Annotated in this window: 17 protein-coding genes and 2 riboswitches; of the genes, 14 read left to right on the top strand and 3 right to left on the bottom strand. The window is 57.9% G+C overall.

Going from position 1 to position 19,511, the window contains the following annotated elements; translation table 11 throughout:
* Nucleotides 1–492: 492 nt before the first annotated feature.
* The gene (locus tag QMG40_RS10280) at nt 493–2,184 is read left to right on the top strand and encodes a sodium:solute symporter family protein (RefSeq protein WP_283531193.1); all 1,692 of its coding nucleotides are present in this window, start codon (nt 493–495) and stop codon (nt 2,182–2,184) included.
* A gap of 9 nt (nt 2,185–2,193) precedes the next feature.
* Entirely contained in the window at nt 2,194–2,325 is a 132-nt protein-coding gene (locus QMG40_RS10275) for a putative transporter small subunit (protein ID WP_283530959.1), read from the top strand.
* 161 nt (nt 2,326–2,486) lie between these two features.
* On the opposite strand, the gene QMG40_RS10270 is transcribed toward QMG40_RS10275, so the two are convergent.
* Both QMG40_RS10270 and QMG40_RS10265 read right to left on the bottom strand, forming a co-directional pair.
* Entirely contained in the window at nt 2,487–4,244 is a 1,758-nt protein-coding gene (locus QMG40_RS10270; protein WP_283530958.1) for a DEAD/DEAH box helicase, read from the bottom strand.
* A 262-nt stretch (nt 4,245–4,506) separates the two neighbouring features.
* Complete coding sequence (locus QMG40_RS10265; RefSeq protein WP_283530957.1) at nt 4,507–5,979, bottom strand: RNB domain-containing ribonuclease; 1,473 nt, start codon at nt 5,977–5,979, stop codon at nt 4,507–4,509.
* A gap of 65 nt (nt 5,980–6,044) precedes the next feature.
* On the opposite strand from QMG40_RS10265, the gene QMG40_RS10260 reads away from it, so the two are divergent.
* From QMG40_RS10260 to QMG40_RS10245, 4 genes are all read left to right on the top strand, one after another.
* Complete coding sequence (locus tag QMG40_RS10260; RefSeq protein ID WP_283530956.1) at nt 6,045–6,749, top strand: ferritin-like fold-containing protein; 705 nt, start codon at nt 6,045–6,047, stop codon at nt 6,747–6,749.
* Nucleotides 6,750–6,779: 30 nt separating this feature from the next.
* Entirely contained in the window at nt 6,780–6,935 is a 156-nt protein-coding gene (locus QMG40_RS10255) for a hypothetical protein (protein WP_283530955.1), read from the top strand.
* A 167-nt stretch (nt 6,936–7,102) separates the two neighbouring features.
* Complete coding sequence (locus tag QMG40_RS10250; RefSeq protein WP_283530954.1) at nt 7,103–7,348, top strand: MFS transporter; 246 nt, start codon at nt 7,103–7,105, stop codon at nt 7,346–7,348.
* 44 nt (nt 7,349–7,392) lie between these two features.
* Entirely contained in the window at nt 7,393–7,872 is a 480-nt protein-coding gene (locus tag QMG40_RS10245; protein ID WP_283530953.1) for a hypothetical protein, read from the top strand.
* 174 nt (nt 7,873–8,046) lie between these two features.
* Here the strand turns inward: QMG40_RS10245 and QMG40_RS10240 are convergent, their stop codons facing one another.
* Complete coding sequence (locus tag QMG40_RS10240; RefSeq protein WP_283531192.1) at nt 8,047–9,261, bottom strand: MFS transporter; 1,215 nt, start codon at nt 9,259–9,261, stop codon at nt 8,047–8,049.
* A 206-nt stretch (nt 9,262–9,467) separates the two neighbouring features.
* Nucleotides 9,468–9,563: riboswitch (glycine riboswitch) on the top strand.
* A riboswitch (glycine riboswitch) is annotated at nt 9,564–9,659 on the top strand.
* A 10-nt stretch (nt 9,660–9,669) separates the two neighbouring features.
* On the opposite strand from QMG40_RS10240, the gene gcvP reads away from it, so the two are divergent.
* The 8 genes from gcvP (at nt 9,670) to QMG40_RS10200 (ending at nt 19,382) form a co-directional block, all read left to right on the top strand.
* Nucleotides 9,670–12,579, top strand: a complete 2,910-nt coding sequence (gene gcvP / locus QMG40_RS10235; RefSeq protein WP_459252988.1) for an aminomethyl-transferring glycine dehydrogenase — start codon at nt 9,670–9,672, stop codon at nt 12,577–12,579.
* Nucleotides 12,580–12,632: 53 nt separating this feature from the next.
* Entirely contained in the window at nt 12,633–13,754 is a 1,122-nt protein-coding gene (gene gcvT / locus QMG40_RS10230; RefSeq protein ID WP_283530952.1) for a glycine cleavage system aminomethyltransferase GcvT, read from the top strand.
* Between the two features lie 39 nt (nt 13,755–13,793).
* The gene (gene gcvH / locus QMG40_RS10225) at nt 13,794–14,177 is read left to right on the top strand and encodes a glycine cleavage system protein GcvH (protein WP_283530951.1); all 384 of its coding nucleotides are present in this window, start codon (nt 13,794–13,796) and stop codon (nt 14,175–14,177) included.
* On the top strand, nt 14,174–15,496 hold the full coding sequence (gene glyA / locus QMG40_RS10220) for a serine hydroxymethyltransferase (RefSeq protein WP_283530950.1): 1,323 nt from the start codon (nt 14,174–14,176) through the stop codon (nt 15,494–15,496). The genes gcvH and glyA overlap by 4 nt, the downstream gene beginning before the upstream one ends.
* Before the next feature lie 141 nt (nt 15,497–15,637).
* Nucleotides 15,638–17,035 (top strand): L-serine ammonia-lyase, encoded by a 1,398-nt coding sequence (locus tag QMG40_RS10215; protein WP_283530949.1) that lies wholly within the window; start codon nt 15,638–15,640, stop codon nt 17,033–17,035.
* Nucleotides 17,036–17,090: 55 nt separating this feature from the next.
* Nucleotides 17,091–18,107 (top strand): lipoyl synthase, encoded by a 1,017-nt coding sequence (gene lipA, locus QMG40_RS10210; RefSeq protein WP_283530948.1) that lies wholly within the window; start codon nt 17,091–17,093, stop codon nt 18,105–18,107.
* 2 nt (nt 18,108–18,109) lie between these two features.
* Nucleotides 18,110–18,898: a methylenetetrahydrofolate reductase gene (locus QMG40_RS10205; RefSeq protein WP_283530947.1), complete on the top strand. Its 789-nt coding sequence runs from the start codon at nt 18,110–18,112 to the stop codon at nt 18,896–18,898.
* Between the two features lie 82 nt (nt 18,899–18,980).
* Nucleotides 18,981–19,382, top strand: a complete 402-nt coding sequence (locus QMG40_RS10200) for a LexA family protein (protein ID WP_283531190.1) — start codon at nt 18,981–18,983, stop codon at nt 19,380–19,382.
* Nucleotides 19,383–19,511 lie beyond the last annotated feature (129 nt).

Here is a 19,511-nt window from a genome sequence, read left to right as displayed (position 1 = left end):
TTTCCAGGCCGGTTGGGGAGTGGCACAGTGGTGCTTCACTGATGGCACAGTGGTGCTTCACTGGTAGTCCAGTGGTGACGAGGGCACGGCTTTAGCGCGGTGAGGCGTGCCCCTAAGAACGTCAGTGATGCGTCATCGTTACCCTTACTGGCCCGTAACATCCACTAAAGCGCACGTGACGGCTGTTACTGTGGGGTAGATGATTGGTTCGAGACGGCAACTAAAAGTGCCCCCGAACCGCAGTATTCCCGTTGCCGGCTGAACGTCAGCCGTTGAATTTCCGGCAGTGACTGATCGCCTTGTTTGCGATCCACTTTGGCCCCCTGCGCAGAAAGTTCTGCTTGATATGGGTGCGGCCCCGGGCGGGAAAGTGCGCCTGCAACGTCCCTCACCGGATTGTTCCAAGCACCTCTTCGCTGAGGCAGCTTCGTAGAAGGCGCACGCCTAATGTGGCGGAATGTAGGTGAATTCCGTCCAAGTGAGAGGACACGCATGGTGCCAGATGGCGCAGGACTTCACCAACTGGGAGGTTGGACAGTAATTGGCCTCCTAGTGCTGTTTTATGGCAGCACACTGCTCATGACGTTCTTTATTGGCCGTAAGAAGGAAAATGCCGACGGCTACATGACCGCAGGCAACAAAGTGGGATTTGGCATTTCCGCGGGAAGCATGACCGCCACATGGATTTGGGCATCGTCAATGTACGCTTCAGCGACGTCTGGCTATACCTACGGCATTTCCGGACCCATCCACTATGGACTGTGGGGTGCTTTGATGATTTTGTTCATCTACCCCTTCGGCAAGAGGATCCGCGCTGTTGCGCCTAAAGCGCATACCTTGGCAGAAGTCATGTATGCCCGGCATGGAAAGTCCAGTCAGCTGATGCTGGCGGGCTCCAACATTGTTGGCTCCATGGTTAGTATTACCTCCAACTTTATTGCTGGTGGTGCATTGATATCCCTCCTTTCCCCCTTCAGCTTCACGCAGGGGATCTTGTTCATTGGCGGCGGAATCCTGCTGTACTCACTGTGGTCCGGGTTCCGGGCATCAGTTCTCACTGATGCTGTCCAGGTGTTCGCCATGCTGGGAGCTGTGGTGATCATCATTCCCGTCGTATTCTTTGCCGCCGGTGGTTCGGATATGTTCGTCTCGGGCGCTGCGAACCTGACCCCGCAGCAGTCCAATTTCTTCTCTTCTGAGGCGTTCCTGAATCAGGGAGCACCCTACATTGCAGCCGTGCTCGCCTACGCCATCGGTAACCAGACCATTGCACAGCGCCTGTTTGCTGTGCGTGAAGATCTGATCAAGAAAACCTTTATTACAGCAACGGTGGGTTATGGCGCCACCATCATTGGTATTGGCATGTTGGGCGTCATTGCCCTGTACGCCGGGGTTGTTCCACTGGATATGGACACTAATAACCTGATTCCCCAGATGGCGGCAAGCTACTTGAGCCCCGTGCTTCTCGGAATTTTCTTAATCATGATTGTTGGGGCTTTGTCCTCAACCGCAGATTCTGATTTGTCAGCCATGTCCTCGATCATGATGGCGGATATCTATGGCCAGAACATTGCCAAGAGGGGTGAAGCGAACCCCAAAACCATGCTCTTCGTTGGCCGCATCACCATGATCGTGGCTACGGGCGCGGGCTTGTACTTTGCCAGTGGGCAGCTGAACATTCTTGACCTGCTGGTCTTTGTTGGCGCGTTGTGGGGTGCCTTGGTTTTCCCGGTGATCGCAAGCTTCTATTGGCAAAAAGTCACCAACAAGGCGTTCACAGTGTCTGTTCTCGCAGCGTTGGCCGTCTTCATCCCTGTACGGTTTGGTTGGCTACCGATGGATGGAGTCACAGGAATCGTTGTAGATGTGATCTCCGTGGTGGGCATAGGCGTGGTCCTTGGCCTCATGGCTTTTGGTTTCTTTGGTTTGAAGACAGCAAAGATCGTTGCGGGCGTTGCCATGGTGGCGGCTGCCCCGTTCTGTATCGGTTTCCTGCACAACTATGACGTGCTCTCCGGCTCGCTGGTTGCCTACGCCGTCAGCACGCTTGTGTGCTACTTCATGTGCTTCCGCAACAACGCAACCTTTGACTTCAACACCATCAAGGAACGTATTGGTGACTTTGACAACCGCGAGGAAGCGCACCACAGTACCTATGAACCAGTCCTAGATAAGAAAGCGTAGGGAAATCCCATGACTGTAGTGATGTTGACTATTTATGTGTTGGCTTGGCCTGTGGTTGTAGCCGGAGTGCTGTATGTGCTTGGCAAGGCTTTCATCCAAGAACTTCTGGCAGCCAGGCGTGAAGGCAGACCGCTGGTCTAGCCGGTTACAACCAGAATGACCCGTAGTTGACGAGGAAGTACACGGAATTTCCGTGTACTTCCTCGTCAACTACGGGTCATTCCTAATTGCAGTTCGCCCCGGGAGGCGGGAGCATAGCCGCCCTGCGGGGAGGCGGGCGACTATGCGGGAGGACCAGTTGGCTACTCGCCGTTTGCGGCCTTGGCTATGACTTCACCGTTGCGCCGACGTGTGCGGCTGCGCCGTGGAGCCTTTGTCTCAGCCGCCCCGCCATCAACCTGTGTTGTGCTTGCTGTGCTGTCGCCAGATGGCCGACGACGGCTCCGTCCACCCTGGGCTGGCTTACCTTGGGCCTGCTCACCTGTGGTGTTCTCACCGGTCTGGTTCTCAGTGCGGCTTGCACTCTGGGTATCATCACGGCGTTTTTCGCCGTGATGGGCACCTGAGCGGTTGCCGCCGCGGTTGCCACCCCTGCTGGCACCTGAGCGGTTGCCGCCCTGGTTTCCGCTACGCTCTCCCTCGCGGGAAGAGTCGCGCCCACCGGTCTTTGGGGAGTTGCGCTTACCGGTCTCGCCCAGGTCTTCCAGCGTCTCGGCATTAATACCCTCGTGAGTGCGCTTGTTGCGCGGCAGGCGGCCCTTGGTACCTGCAGGAATGTCCAGATCTGTGTACAGGTGCGGGGAGGAAGAGTACGTCTCAACCGGCTCGGGAACGCTGAGCCCCAGTGCCTTGTTGATCAAGCCCCAGCGTGGCATATCGTCCCAATCAACGAACGTGACTGCCGTGCCCTTGTTACCTGCGCGACCGGTGCGGCCAACACGGTGAAGATAGATTTTTTCATCTTCCACACACTGGTAGTTCACAACGTGTGTGACGTCATCAACGTCAATGCCTCGAGCGGCAACATCGGTGGCAACAAGAACATCAACTTTATTGTTGCGGAAGGCACGCAAGGCTTGTTCGCGTGCACCCTGGCCCAGATCCCCGTGGATTGCGGCGGCGGCGAAACCACGGTCCACCAGCTCCTCAGCAACCTTGGCTGCCGTGCGCTTGGTCTTGGTGAAAATGATGGAGCGGCCACGACCGTTGGCTTGGAGAATCCTTGCCACAACTTCAATCTTGTCCAAGTTGTGGGCACGGTAGATGAGCTGGCGGATATCACGCTTGGTCAAACCCTCGTCATCGGGGTCAGCGGCGCGGATATGCGTAGGCTGAGTCATGTAGCGCCGAGCCATTGCAACAACAGGGCCGGGCATGGTGGCTGAGAACAACATGGTCTGACGTACTGCCGGAGTGCCGGAAATAAGCGTCTCAACGTCGGGCAGGAAGCCCAGATCCAGCATCTCATCAGCCTCGTCCAAGATCACGATGCGCACGTGCTTGACGTTCAGGTGACGCTGCTTAAGCAGATCGATCAGACGCCCTGGGGTACCGACAATGAGTTCAACGCCCTTCTGCAGGGCTTCAATCTGAGGCTCGTAAGCACGGCCGCCGTAAATAGTGGCGATGCGGATGCCGCGGTGTTTGGAGGCCGTGACAAGGTCACCGGCCACCTGCACGGCAAGTTCGCGTGTAGGGACAATGATCATGGCTTGTGGTGCACCCGGGGCCGCAAGCTTGTCAAAGCCCTCATCCTTGGGGGCCACAATGCGGTTCAGTGCCGGAATGCCGAAGCCGAGGGTCTTACCCGTTCCCGTCTTAGCCTGGCCAATGATGTCGTGACCTGTCAACGCGATGGGCAGGGTCATGGCTTGGATGGGGAAAGGATGCAAAATGCCGGCTTCTGACAGGGAGGAAACAATCTCGTGGTGCACGCCAAAGCTGGCGAACGTTTCCTTCTCTTCTTGACGGGGCGGCTCAACGCTGCTCAATGACCCGTCAATTTCAACTTTTTCGTTGCTGTCTTCTGCCTGCAGCAGGTTCTCTGTTTCAATGCTCAAATGCTTACCGTTCAATTCGTCTATACAAGGTGCCGTCTGCCGGGCTCAACGTGGGCACTGTTAAGAAGGCTCACGGAACCGCAGGACGGCGGCACAATTTTAGGGAAGCCGATCGCGGGCTAACAAAAACGTGCCCTTCCGCCGTTGCAATGACGTGTGCGGAAGGAACTGATAAGACGCGCGCAGGGGCGGTTTGTTGAATTCAAAACTATCAATCAACGACCGGGCATCCATGTCTACCCTATTAGTCTAGCCGTACACCCTAACTTTTCGCTGACGGCACGAAAGTCACCTTACGCTTGAGGATGTCTGCAGCCGTCAGCGTCACCCGCACCACAGTGCCAACTTCAAGGTCACCTTCACAATAAGCGGTGATTGCCGGGACGCTTATTTGAATCGAGCTGCGGGCTGCGGAGGGTTTGGAGGTGTGCCCGTTTCCTTTAGGCCCAGCAATCACAATGGCGTCAAATTCCTCGCCCACCCGGTGGCTGAGGAGGGCTGCCTCAACGGTGTCAATGGCTGCCCTGTCCACCCTATTAGCCAGCTGATTGGAGGCGGACATAATCTCAGGGAGCTGATCCAGCGCCTCAATAACCCAGTCCGGTACTTCCGTCTTGGCACACAGAGCCGCACAAATCGCCAGTACAAACCTGTCAACTAGTCTGCGCAAGGGGGCCGTGGTGTGTGCATAGGGTGCGGCCACTGCGGCCTGAATCACTTGCTCGGGCACAGTGCCATTGAAGGGGGTGTAACCGGCGCCCCTGAACAATGTGGCGGCCGCATGCATCAACGCCAATTGTTTGGGGTCAGTTGTGTCAAGGGTGCGAAGATACTCCCCATAAGACAGGGCCGTGCTCCATGGCTTGCCGAGGGCAATGGTTTGCATCCTGTACGCAGTCACAGCATCCTCTTCAGGGGCAGGCATGGTGCGCAGAATACCCACTTTTCCTTCGATCATGATCCCGGCGGCGGCCATCCCCGTCAGCAACGAAATTTGGGCATTCCAGTCCTCAATGGGCAGACCTGGCCGGAACTCCAGAACATAACGGCCGTCCACGAAGTCCACTTCCTGGGCCGGCACATTCAAACTCGCGCCTCCCCGAGCACGCTCCAGCTCAATACGTTTTGTCCCAATCTCGGCAAGCAACGCCAAAGTGCCGGCATAAGCGTCCGGGGCGCTCCCGTCGTCGTACATCTGCTGAGCTTGCTCATAACCGAGCTTGGCAATACTTTGCACCGTGGCACGGCGCACCTGGCAGGCGGTCTGAGAACCATCGGCGGCTAAACTGATTTCCCAAACGTATGCCGAGCGCGGATCGTTGGCAAGGAGACTGGCGGCACCCTCACTGAGCCGCGCAGGATGCAAAGGAATGCGCTGACCCGGGGTGTAAATCGTTTGGCCCCGGAGGCGTGTTTCGGCATCGAGGGGGCCACCAACTGGCACAAAGGATGGCACATCAGCTATGGCGTAATGGACCGTGTAACCCTCCCCGCTGCGCTGAAGATACATGGCCTGATCCAAATCCTGGGAGTCGAAAGGATCAATGGTGATCAAGGGAAGCGCGGTGAGGTCCGTGCTGGGCAACTGATGGGCGGCGATGACAGCCTCAACCTCCGCCAGCACCTCCGGATCAAAATTCTCCGGCAGTTTAAACTCAACGTTTAAGGCAGCCAAGGCTTGGGTAAGGGACGCTTGCGCGGCGCTACTTTTGACGCCAATGTGAGAGTACGGCACTGTTTCAGCGTAAACGATTCCAGCCGAGGAGCAATAGCGGCGCGGCACACACTACGCTGTTAGGTATGAGTATTTCAGCTTCCGACGCCGATGATTCCGTTTCCGCAGGAGAACTCAGCGCCCGCTATGACACCTTTATTGTGGATCTACTGGGCAGTATCGCGTACGGGGAGCTCTCCGCTTTTGAACGTCTGGCCACCGATGCGCGGCACTCGCCATCGCTTAGTGACAGGGCCGTGCTGGGTAAGATGGCTGTGAGCGAGTTTGGCCATTATGAGATGATGTGTGCCCGGCTCAATGCCATGGGCATGGACCCGGAGTTGGCCATGGCGCCCTACCAGCGCATGGTTGACGCCTTCCACGAACGCACCCGCCCGGCTGACTGGCATGAGTCATTGATGAAGGCTTATGTGGTTGAGACCATTACTGAAGAATTTTATGCGGCCATTGCCGAACGTTTGGACGCGCCCACTCGCGAGGCAATAGCGCAAGTACGCACCAGCGAGGAACAGATTTCCGTCCTAACATCTCTACTAAAGAAGATGCTCTCCGAGGATCCCAGGCTTTCGTCCAGGCTCGCGTTGTGGGGCCGGCGGATGGTCGGGGAGGCGCTGACCCAGGTGCAACGGATCGGGGCCAGGCACAGCTTCTTGGTTGGGCTTCGCCCGGACGCCACGCAGGAACAGGCCGCCGGCGAGGTCTCAGCTATTCTGAGCATGCTCACCCGCAACCATTCAAAACGCATGAGCCAGCTGGGGCTGACCGCCTAACCTGTGCTTGATTTTGGCTGTGCTTGGGCGGTGGGATTGAAAAGTGCGACGACGGCCAGCAGCAGTTCCTTGAGCCGTCCTCTGGCGCTTTTGGTTGCCGGCACCTACCTCATCACCTTGGCCGTGGGGATCCCCATCAGCGGCTGGCTGGCAGAACGGTTTGGCGCCCGACGCGTATTTGCGTAAGCCATTGCCATTTTTACCATCGCTTCACTGCTGTGTGCGCTCAGCCCATATCTCATTTTTCTTCGCGGAGCCAAGATGCTCCAAGGCCTGGGTGGGGCCATGAGGGTCCCTGTGGGCCTGTGGGCCTGTGGGTTGGTTGGTCTGTGGGTCTGTGGGTCTGTGGGCCTGTGGGTCGGTTGGTTGTGCTGCGGGATGCGGACGAAAAAGAGTTCCTGGAAGCAATCGCCTACCTGACCTGGCCGGCGCTAATTGCCCCCGTGCTGGCCCCGGTATTGGGTGGACTGCTTGTCACCTACGCCAGCTGGCACTGGATCTTCATACTGAACGTCCCGCAGGGCATTGTCGCGATCATCACAACCGCCAGAGTGGTTCCGGATATTCGCACCAGAAGGGTGCCCCGCCTGACTGGGTAGGGTTCATACTCTGCGGGGGTGCCTTGGCGGTTTTAGTCATTGGCATGGAACTGGTGGGGACGGCACCCACACCGTGGTTCGGCGTGGCACCCCTGCTTGGGTTGGCAATTCTCGCAATAACAGCGGCATTGTGGTGGTTCAAACGCACCCGGCATCCACTGCTGGACCTGCGAGCGCTTCGAATCCACACGTTCCAGGTGGCCAATAGTGGCGGGGCGCTATACCGGTTGGTGATCAGTGCTGTGCCGTTTTTGCTGCCACTGATGTTCATTCTTGGATTTGGTTGGAGTGCCTTTGAAGCCGGGCTGATGACAATGGTTGTGTTTGCCGGCAATTTGTTGACGTTCCCAAGGCCGGCATGGCAGGTGCCAACACTCTTTCTTCCACAATCGCCCAGATTGCTACCGGGCTGGGTGTGGCCGTTTGTGCGTTGGTGCTGCATGCCGCGCAAACCCTTGTGGCGTGAACACCCGCCGCGTCGCCCGAGGCGGGCTACCAGTGGACGTTTGCCGTACTGGGCGTGATCATGCTGTTTCCGGTAGTTGAAGCGCTGCGCATGCACCATACGGCCGGGGACTGCCTGCGCACCCGCTAGGAGTGCGCAACGGTAGGTGCTCTTTAAGGGCCTTGCTACTGATTTGTTACTGAGAAAGGTTCAGGTTTGGGCAGGTCACAGTTCAAAGGGTGGCCTTCTTGCCTTATTGATGCCGTGGGAGCAGAAGCACTGCGAGGATGGCGGCCAACGCGGCCAGAAGTGCCAGTGCCCCCGCCATGGTTGTCCAGCCAAAATGTTGAAAAATTAGGCCCGAACTCCACCCAACCACGCTGGAACCGGCGTAATAGCTGAGGTTGTAAAGCGAAGAAGCTTGGGCCCGGCCGGTGCTGGCTAGGGCGCCTGTCCAGCCCGAAGCAATGCTGTGAGCACCAAAGAAGCCGGCAGTGAACAGCACCAGCCCTATGAGAATGATGGGAACTTCACTGGCCACAGTGATGCCCAACCCAATAGCCATTACGGTGGTGGAGCCCAGCAGTACCGAGCGTCTGCCCCAACGGTTCGCCAAAATGGCCACGACTCGCGAGGATACCGTGCCGGCCAGGTACGCCAGAAAAAGCAGAGCCACCGCTGAAGCCGGAAACAGATAGGGCGGAGCTTCTAATCGAAAGCCCAAGTAGTTGTAAACGCTGACAAAAGCACCCATCAGCAAAAAAGCTTGTGCGTATAGGGCCACCAGTGAGGAATGCTGCAGCTGGGGCAGTAGCTTGGCCAGCACTGCCCCAAAACCTCCCGTACGCGCCGGTAAGAAACCTTGTGGTCGCGGCGCCAGCAGCAGGAACGCAACGGCGGCCACAGCCGCGCACAGTGACACAGCCAAGGTGCCGATGCGCCATCCCGCCACGTCGGCCACCGGGCCTGCTAGTAACCTGCCAAACAATCCACCCAGGGTGGTACCAGCTACATAAGCACCTGCTGCCGCACCGGCACTGCGTGCGCTGACTTCTTCGGTGAGGTAGGCGATGGCCAATGCTGGAATACCGCCCAGAGCGGCACCTTCCAAAACGCGAAGAACTACTAAGAAACCAAAGTTTGGGGACAAGGGGACCAGCAAACCAAAGATGGTTGCCAGAATTACAGCCAGACCCATGGTGGGGACCCGTCCCCACCGGTCAGCAACAAATGACCACGGTAAAACAGCAACAGCCAGCCCTACCGTGGCGGCTGAAACAGTTAAGGATGCCTGCGCCGCAGTGACATTGAGTTCCCGAGACACCAACGGAAGCAAGCCCTGCAAGGAATATAACTGGGCGAAGGTTGCCACGCCGGCACACGCCAGGGCCGCTAGAACTCGCCGATACCCGCAGCTGCCCTGTCGATGTCCATCCCAGGACCCTCCAGCTGGCAGGTTTGCTGGCAGGTGAGAGTTACCTGGCCGGTTCTCCGCCTTCACTTCGTGCCCCGATCGCTGTTCAACCCCCGGATCGCTGTTCAACTCAGTCACATGAACTAGCTTATGACTCCTTTTTACGAATTTCTCAATGTGTTGTATCAAGGATTGGTTTTGTTCATTCAGATCTCTGGTGTAGCCTGTGTTGTGAATCACCTATACTTTAATATGCCTTTTGAACCGTAGCGGGAGAGTCCTCCCAGCAATGTGGCGGCGCCGTAGGAGCAAATCCTCCCCAGGAATCTCTCAGGCCCACGTACCGCTTCGGCGAGGCAACTCTGGAAAGCAGTCCGGGTAACCGGACTCACCGACGGTGCAAAGCGAATCTCCTTCGCGGAATCTCTCAGGTCCAAGACAGAGCGGGGAGGAACCCCACCCATGCCGTACCTTCGGGACGGCCGTACTTTGGAGTTCCTCTTGACGATTGAATCAAGCCCGAGCGTGTTCGCAGACCGCCACATTGGCGCCCGCCAGCTCTCCCATGTTGAGAGCATGCTGAAGGCCATTGGCTATGACAGCGTGGATTCGTTGGTAGACACGGCAGTGCCGGATTCCATTCGCCAAGAAAAGCCCCTGGCGCTCCAGGCTGCACTCAGCGAAGTTGAAGTTCTCAGTGAACTGCGCGCACTCGCAGCCAAAAACACCATGGCCGTGCAAATGATCGGTCAGGGTTATTACGGCACAGTGACACCGCCGGTGATTCAGCGCAACATTCTTGAAGCTCCCGCTTGGTACACCGCTTACACCCCTTACCAGCCGGAGATTTCCCAGGGCCGCTTGGAAGCCCTGCTGAACTTTCAAACCATGGTTAGCGACCTCACCGCACTTCCTGTGGCCAACGCATCGCTGCTGGATGAAGCAACCGCGGTGGCGGAAGCCGTGTTGCTCATGCGCCGGGCGAATAAGGCAAAAGCGGCCGCAGACGCCAAAACTGTTCTTGACGCGGATCTGCTGCCACAAACCATCGCCATCGTCAGAGGCCGGGCCGAAGCTTTGGGCTTTGATGTTCAAGTGGCGGATCTTTCGCTGGGCCTGCCAGAAGGTGAGATCAACGGCGTCGTACTCCAACAGCCAGGGGTTTCGGGGCGTGTCTTTAACCACGCACCCATCATCACCGCGGCCAAGGAGCGAGGCGCGCTCGTCACAGTCGCAGCGGACCTACTGGCTCTGACGCTGATTACCCCTCCCGGAGAACAGGGTGCGGATATTGCCGTGGGAACGGCCCAACGTTTTGGTGTGCCCCTGTTCTTCGGTGGACCGCACGCTGCCTACATGGCCGTTCGCGAAGGCATGGAACGCTCGCTGCCGGGGCGCATTGTGGGTGTCTCCAAGGACAACACCGGGCTGCCAGCTTACCGGCTGGCCCTGCAAACCCGTGAGCAGCACATTCGCCGCGAGAAGGCCACCTCCAACATCTGTACCGCCCAGGCCCTATTGGCCATTGTGGCCTCGATGTACGCCGTTTATCACGGACCCACCGGACTGAAAGCGATTGCTGAAACAATCCACGGCCACGCCCGCACATTGGCTGCGGCATTACAGGGCTCCGGGGTTGAGCTGGTGCACAACGCTTTCTTTGACACCCTCACCGTTCACGTACCAGGACGCGCTGGGGTGCTTGTTCAAGCGGCGGAGCGTGCCGGGATCAACCTACGCCCCGTTGATGCCGATCACGTAGGTATCTCCGTTGATGAAACAACGACGCCGGACATAGTAGCTCGTGTTGCCGCCGTGTTTGGGGCCGCACCAGCAGGAGACGGCACCGATCAGGCTCGCAGCTCAGACTTTACGCTGCCCGCTGAAACCCTGCGTAGCTCAGACTTCCTCACGCACCCGGTCTTTAACACCCACCGTTCCGAAACACAGATGCTGCGTTACATCCGCCGCCTGAGCGACCGTGACCTGGCCCTAGACCGCACCATGATCCCGCTGGGCTCCTGCACCATGAAGCTCAACGCCACAGCCGAGATGGAAGCCATGTCATGGCCCGGTTTCGCCTCGATCCACCCGTTTGCCCCGGATTCGCAGACGCAGGGTTGGCGTGAGTTGATCGAGTCTCTGGAAGCTGACCTGTGCGAGATCACCGGCTACGACCAGGTTTCAATTCAGCCCAATGCCGGCTCTCAGGGTGAGCTTGCGGGGCTCTTGGCTATCCGCGGCTACCACCTCTCCCGTGGCGATGACCAACGCACCATCTGCATCATTCCGCAGTCCGCCCATGGCACCAATGCTGCCTCAGCAGTGCTGGCCGGGATGAAAGTTGTGGTTGTTGCCACCGCAGCAGATGGCACAATCGATCACGCTGACCTCAACGCCAAGATCGAAACTCACAAGAACCAGCTCTCAGCCATCATGATCACCTACCCCTCCACCCATGGAGTTTTCGACGCCGATGTTCGCGAGGTGTGCGACGCCGTCCATGCAGCCGGCGGTCAGGTTTACGTTGACGGGGCAAACCTGAATGCACTTGTAGGATTGGCAAAACCGGGGCAGTTTGGTGGAGACGTCAGCCACCTGAACCTGCATAAAACATTCTGCATCCCCCACGGCGGCGGTGGCCCCGGGGTTGGCCCTGTCGCAGCGAAAGCCCACCTGGCTCCCTTCATGCCCGGGGATGCCAACACAGATTCCACCGGATCAACCGGTGTCCCGATCTCCGCATCACGCTTTGGTTCCGCCGGAGTCCTGCCTATTTCCTGGGCCTATGTAAAGCTCATGGGCGGCAAGGGTCTCACGCAGGCAACCAAATCAGCTCTGCTGGCGGCAAACTACATTGCCGCCCAACTCAACGAGCACTACCCTGTTCTCTACACAGGGGCAGGAGACCTGGTAGCCCATGAGTGCATCCTTGACCTACGGGCACTGACAGCAGAAACTGGTGTCACTGCTGAAGATGTAGCCAAGCGCCTAATTGACTACGGCTTCCATGCACCAACATTGTCCTTCCCCGTGGCCGGCACCCTCATGGTGGAACCCACAGAATCAGAGGACCTGGGCGAGATCAACCGCTTCATCTCCGCCATGGTCAGCATCCGTGCTGAAATCGACCAGGTAGCCCAAGGAGCGTTCACTTTGCTTGATAGCCCGCTGCGCAACGCACCCCACACGGCTGCCGCCGTAGTGGACTCCGGATGGAACCGCGGCTACCCGCGCGAACAAGCCGTGTTCCCCGTGGAGAGCCTTCGCCAAGACAAGTACTTCCCGCCTGTGGGCCGCATTGACGGTGCGGCAGGAGATCGCAACCTGGTTTGCTCCTGTCCTCCCATCGAAGACTTCGAAGATAACTAAGTTCACTTACCCGGACTGTTGTTTTAGCAAACCACCACGGCAAAGGAATTATCATGACACAGAACCACACATCTCTTTATGAAGAGCACGTGAAAGCCGGCGCATCCTTTACCGACTTTGGCGGCTGGCAGATGCCCCTGAAATACTCCTCGGAACTGGCCGAACACCACGCTGTCCGTAAAGCAGCGGGCTTGTTTGATCTCTCCCACATGGGTGAGATTTGGGTGAGCGGCCCCGAGGCTGCCGCATTCTTGGACTACGCCCTGGCTGGCAAACTCTCCAGCGTGGTTGTGGGCAAGGCCAAGTACTCGCTGATCTGCAACGCAGACGGCGGAATCATCGATGATTTGATTTCCTACCGCTTGGGGGATGAGAAATACTTGGTGGTCCCCAACGCAGGCAATGCGGCCACCGTGGCAGCGCTGCTGGCTGAACGTGCAGCAGGTTTTGAGGTCACAGTTGAGGATGTGACCCATGAAATCTCCCTGATTGCCGTGCAGGGTCCGCATGCTGAAACTATTTTGCTCACACTAGTGCCGCCAGAACAGCATGCCCTTGTGACAGGCATGAAGTACTACGCTGCGGCGGAGGTGGCCATCAACGGCCAGGAACTGCTGCTTGCACGTACCGGCTATACGGGTGAAGACGGGTTTGAGATCTACGTGCCCAACGCCGAAGCCGCTGGCCTGTGGGAAGCGCTGCTGGAAAACGGTAAGGATCAGGGACTCATCCCGGCCGGGTTGGCCTCTCGCGACTCACTGCGCTTGGAAGCTGGGATGCCGCTGTACGGCAATGAACTCTCCACCGACGGCCACGCCTACTCCGCTGGTCTTGGACCTGTGGTTTCACTGGCCAAAGAGAGTGACTTCATCGGCAAACAAGCTTTGGCGGCCATCAAGGAAGCCGGCGACGGCGTCACAAGCGGACGCAAATTAGTGGGCCTGAAGGGTTTGGGACGCCGTGCGGCTCGCGGACACTACCCGGTTCTAAGCGACGGTGCAGTCATTGGTGAGGTGACTTCCGGTCAGCCCAGCCCCACGTTGGGGTATCCCGTGGCGTTGGCCTATGTTGATGTTGCCCACGCCGAAGCGGGAACCCAGTTGGAGGTTGACCTGCGCGGGAAGTCCGAGCCGTTCGAAGTTGTGGCATTGCCGTTTTATAAGCGTCAAAAATAATCTCCCCCTTTAGATAATCTCCCAAGGAGAAGGATCACCGTGAGCAAGATAAAAGTTGAACTAATGTATTCCGCTGAGCATGAGTGGATTGCCCGCGACGCTGCGGGTACGGCCACCATAGGTGTCTCGGCTGTGGCCACCGACTCGCTCGGTGACATTGTGTATGTAGACCTTCCCGAAGTAGGGGAGCAGGTTACAGCAGGTAAAGAATGCGGAGAGATTGAGTCGACCAAGTCCGTCTCTGACCTGTTCTCCCCGGTGAGCGGTGTGGTCAGCGAAGTGAACACAGCCGCCGTTGACGATCCGGCCGTGATCAACACGGATCCCTACGGAGAGGGCTGGCTGTTTAAGGTAAATGTTGAGTCAGAAGGACCGCTGCTGACAGCAGCCGAGTACGCAGCTGCCAATGGTGGCGAGCTGTGAGCCGCGCCGAGACCACTGCGGACTACGTCCAGGTCACCTCACCAAGCCTGGATGCCAGCCTGGCCTCACTTGATCCGGAAATTGCCGCTCAGATTGATGCCGAGCTGGCTCGCCAACGTGATGGTCTGGAAATGATCGCCTCCGAAAACCACACAGCTGCTGCCGTTATGGCAGCACAGGGCTCAGTACTGACAAACAAGTACGCCGAAGGTTACCCGGGACGGCGCTACTACGGTGGTTGCGAGCATGTGGATGTTATTGAGCAATTGGCAATCGATCGGGTCAAGGATCTTTTTGGCGCAGGCTTTGCCAACGTTCAGCCGCACTCCGGGGCACAGGCCAACGCTTCAGTGATGCATGCGTTGATCAAGCCCGGAGACACCATTATGGGGCTGAACTTAGCTCACGGCGGGCACCTGACACATGGGATGAAGATTAACTTTTCCGGGCGCCTGTACAACGTGGTCCCGTACCAAGTTCGCGAAGATACACACCAAGTGGACATGGCAGAGGTGGAACGTTTGGCGCTTGAGCACAAGCCTGCGCTCATAGTTGCCGGCTGGTCCGCCTACGCCCGCCAACTGGACTTCGCCGAATTCCGGCGAATCGCAGACCTGGTAGGGGCATTCCTGATGGTGGATATGGCCCACTTCGCCGGTCTTGTCGCCGCCGGATTGCACCCTTCGCCAGTACCTCACGCCCATGTCACCACATCCACCACGCACAAAACCCTGGCCGGTCCGCGCGGGGGCATCATTTTGAGCAACGAACCTCAGATTGCCAAGAAGATCAACTCGGCTGTCTTCCCCGGTCAACAGGGTGGTCCGCTGGAGCACGTCATTGCCGGCAAAGCCGTGGCTTTCAAAATCGCAGCAACACCGGAGTTCAGGGAGCGGCAAGAGCGGGTGCTCACCGGTGCGCGCATCTTGGCCGAGCGCCTCATGGAAGCCGATGTTAGCGCCAAGGGGATCTCAGTAATTTCCGGCGGCACGGATGTGCACCTGGTACTGGTGGATTTGCGTAGCTGTGAGCTCAACGGTCAGGAAGCGGAAGATCGTCTGGCAAGTATTGACATCACTGTCAACCGCAACGCAGTTCCGTTTGACCCGCGTCCGCCAATGGTGACCTCGGGCCTTCGGATTGGTACACCGGCCTTGGCAACCCGTGGGTTCGGTGAGAAAGCGTTTGCCGAGGTGGCGGACATCATCGCCGAGGCTCTCATCGCCGACGCCGGGGCTGACCTTACTGGGCTGCGCACGCGCGTGAGTGAGCTAGCAGTGGCACACCCCCTCTACCCATCAGTGGCCAATTTGTCCTAAAGGTAGCGTTAGATCCTGTGGGAGAAGCCTTGGACGGTGGCGCCCGCAGGATGTCCGGCCGGGCATGCACCGTCACGGTGCGCCCGGCCCTTCGGTGAAATTCGCACCGGAGTAGTATTTGCTCTTGAGTGAGGTACTCACATGTCTGTTGGCGTCTTTGACTTGTTTTCAGTGGGAATTGGCCCATCCAGTTCCCACACGGTAGGTCCCATGCGGGCCGCCGCGGCCTTTGCCAAGGAACTGGCCCAGCAGCATGCCTTGGAACAGGTTGCTTCGGTCCGGGTAGATCTCTACGGTTCACTGGCCGCCACTGGCCGTGGCCACGGAACCATGACAGCGGTTCTCCTTGGATTAGAAGGCCGGGAACCGGATTTGATCCTCCCCGCCGAAGTGGAATCCAGGCTGGCCGCTTTTGCTGCTGGTGAGCCGCTCCTTGTGGGCGGGAGTGTTCCGTTGGTCTACGGAGCCGAGGACATCATCTTGCATCCGCTGACCATCCTGCCCAGGCACACCAACGGGATGAAATTCTGTGTTAAAGACGCCGCAGGCAATGTGTTGCTTGAGGCCACCTACTTTTCTGTGGGTGGCGGATTCATCATCCGGGAGGGCGCTGTTGATGAAGCCGAAGCAGAATTGGAATCTTCTAAGGCCCTGCTGCCGTATCCTTTCCGCACGGCAGTGGAACTGCTGGCACACTGTGCCACGGAGGGTGGAAACTTTAGCGACGTCATGCTCGCCAATGAGTTGGTGGAGCGCAGTGAAGATCAAGTCCGCAGTGGATTACTGCACATCCGGGACGTCATGGAGGAATGCAAGAACGCTTCCCTCAACCGCGAGGGATTGCTTCCTGGTGGATTGAAAGTTCGGCGCAGAGCTCCTGCCTGGCACCAGCGACTTCGTGCCGAAGACCCGGACAGAGACCCAAAATTCTGGCAGGAATGGGTTAACCTGGTAGCGCTGGCCGTCAACGAGGAAAACGCTTCTGGTGGGCGCGTGGTCACTGCACCTACCAACGGAGCCGCAGGTATTATTCCCGCCGTCATGTTTTACGCAACCCATTACATTGACGGGATGCACAACGCTCCGCAGGAAAAGATCGATGACGTTGTTCTCAAATTCCTGCTGGCTGCCGGCGCGGTGGGGGTCCTCTACAAGGAACAAGCCTCGATCTCCGGTGCTGAGGTGGGCTGCCAGGGAGAGGTGGGCTCGGCGTCGTCCATGGCAGCGGCCGGGTTGGCTGAAGTCATGGGAGGAACACCTGAACAGGTGGAAAATGCTGCCGAGATCGCCATGGAACACAACCTTGGATTGACCTGCGATCCCATAGGAGGGCTGGTCCAGATTCCTTGTATTGAACGCAACGCGATCGCCGCAGCCAAAGCCATCAACGCGGCTAAAATGGCGTTGTGGGGTGATGGACAGCACCGGGTTTCTCTTGACGAAGTCATCGTCACTATGCGTGAAACCGGACGCGACATGTCCTCCAAATACAAGGAAACAGCCATGGGCGGCCTGGCCGTCAACGTGGTGGAATGCTAGATCAAATATCATCCGCCGGCTCCGTGGAAGCGGGCCGGTCAGAAGGAGCATTTTCGTGACGTTGGCACCTGAAGGACGCAAATTATTGCGTATTGAGCAGCGCAACGCTGCTGTTCCGGTTGAGCGTAAGCCTGAGTGGATGAAGGCCAAGGTTGAGATGGGCCCGGAGTTCATCGCGATGAAGAACCTTGTCAAGAGCGAGGGTCTGCACACGGTGTGTGAAGAGGCTGGCTGCCCAAATATTTTTGAGTGCTGGGAAGACCGTGAGGCCACGTTCTTGATTGGTGGCTCCGAGTGCACAAGGCGGTGTGATTTCTGCCAGATTGATACGGGTAAGCCTTCCCCGATTGATATGTTTGAACCCACGAAGGTGGCTCGTTCAGTGGTGAAAATGAACCTGCGCTACGCCACTGTTACAGGGGTGGCTCGTGATGACCTGGCCGATGAGGGTGTGTGGCTTTATGCCGAAACGGTTCGTAAGATCCATGAAATGAACCCGAACACCGGGGTTGAATTATTGATTCCTGATTTCTCCGGCAAGCCTGAGCACATTAGCGCGATCTGTGACTCTGCCCCTGAGGTGTTTGCCCACAATGTGGAAACGGTGCCACGGATATTCAAGCGTATCCGTCCGGCGTTCCGGTATGAGCGTTCCTTGGATGTTATTACTCAGGGCCGGGATCAGGGCATGGTCACTAAATCCAACCTGATTCTGGGCATGGGTGAAACGCGGGCGGAGATTAGCCAGGCGCTTCAGGATCTGCACGATGCCGGCACTGACTTGATCACTATCACCCAGTATCTACGCCCCTCCGAGCGGCATTTGCCGGTGGATCGTTGGGTCAAGCCACAGGAGTTCATGGATCTAAATCAGGAAGCAGAAGAAATCGGTTTCCTTGGTGTGATGAGTGGGCCATTGGTGCGTTCTTCCTACCGTGCCGGACGGCTCTGGGCTACTGCGATGCGTAAAAAGGGCCGTGATATCCCCGAGCATTTAGCCCACATCGCTGATGGCATCGAAGACTCCGGACACACCCGCCAAGAAGCCGCCTCGCTGATCGCCGCCCACTAGCCATGACGGGGAATTCACCACCGGCACTACGCGTGGAAATCATCCCCACGCACGGAATTGTAGAGGCAGTGGCGAGTCAGCTTCGGTCCGGGACAACGCTCACCGTGACGTGCCTTCCCCACCACGGGGTTGAGCGCACCATGGAAACAGCGTCAGCACTGGCGGATCGCGGCTACAACGCGGTCCCGCATCTTGCAGCCCGCTCCATTTCTTCCCGCCAGCAACTCGTTGGAATTCTTAAGCAGTGCAGCGCAGCCGGAATCACCGAGGTTTTCACCATTGGCGGGGATAAAGGCCGCCCCGACGGTCCCTACGCCTCAAGTGGTGCGCTGATGCAGGAGATAGAAGATATTAGTGGACACAGCCTGCGGATGGGTGTGGGCGGATATCCGGAAGGCCATCCCGCCATGGGCACCCAACAGTTGGCGGACTCGCTGATGGCCAAGCATCAGCTGGCTGATTACCTTGTCACTCAAATGTGTTTCTCGGCTGGAACCATAGAAAGCTACATCGCAGGACTTCGGCAAGTGGGAATTGAGCTTCCTGTCTGGGCTGGCGTTGCCGGCGCGATTCCACGAACCAAGCTGGTAGGGCTCGCGACGAAGATCGGTGTGGGCAGTTCGCTGCGCTTTCTTAGCGGCCAAGGATCGCTTGGGCGCAGGCTGCTGGGGGGCAGCAAGTACAGCCCCGAGCCACTCATGGAGCAGTTGGCGGCAGTGGAAACGCCGCTGGCAGGCATCCACCTGTACAGCTTCAATAACTTCGCCGGCATCGCTGAGGGTCCACTCTGAACCGGTGAACTGGCGGCAGACGCCACTGGAGTACGGTGATAAGATAGAATTCTTTCGAATCTTTGTTCTAGGCGGTGGTGATGTGTTTGGTGTGGATCCTGCCGCACGGAAGCCCCGCAGCCATGAACCGACCGGTTTTCCTTCCCCTGCACAAGATTATTTTGAGGGCGGGATCGATCTCAACCGTCACCTGATCAGAGACCGCACCAGCACCTTCATTATGCGCGTGGCTGGAGACTCCATGGCAGGAGCAGGGATCGCAGATGGCGATGAAATTATTGTGGACAGGGCCCTGACTCCGCGTGATGCGTCTGTGGTGGTTGCGATCGTTGCTGGTGAGCTCCTGATCCGTCGTCTTCTCATGCACGACGGCGCCACCTCCTTGGCCACTGAACCTGCCCCTCCTCTGCCCCCGATCGCTGCCGACTCCACTGACGAGATAAATATTTGGGGTGTTGTCACCCGGTGTCTACATCACGTGTAGGTGGTACCGGTGGGATAGGGGCAACCGTCTTTATGCCGTTGTGGAAGAACTGAGAGCGGTTGCTCCACGTCAGTGAAGACTGGGAACTTGTCCAAGGCTGGGTGAGTTCCTCAGTAAAATGTTGTCCGC

Origin of the sequence: Arthrobacter antibioticus, assembly GCF_030063205.1 — a bacterium.
Classification (GTDB): domain Bacteria; phylum Actinomycetota; class Actinomycetes; order Actinomycetales; family Micrococcaceae; genus Specibacter.
This window is presented reverse-complemented; position numbering and strand designations above follow the sequence as displayed.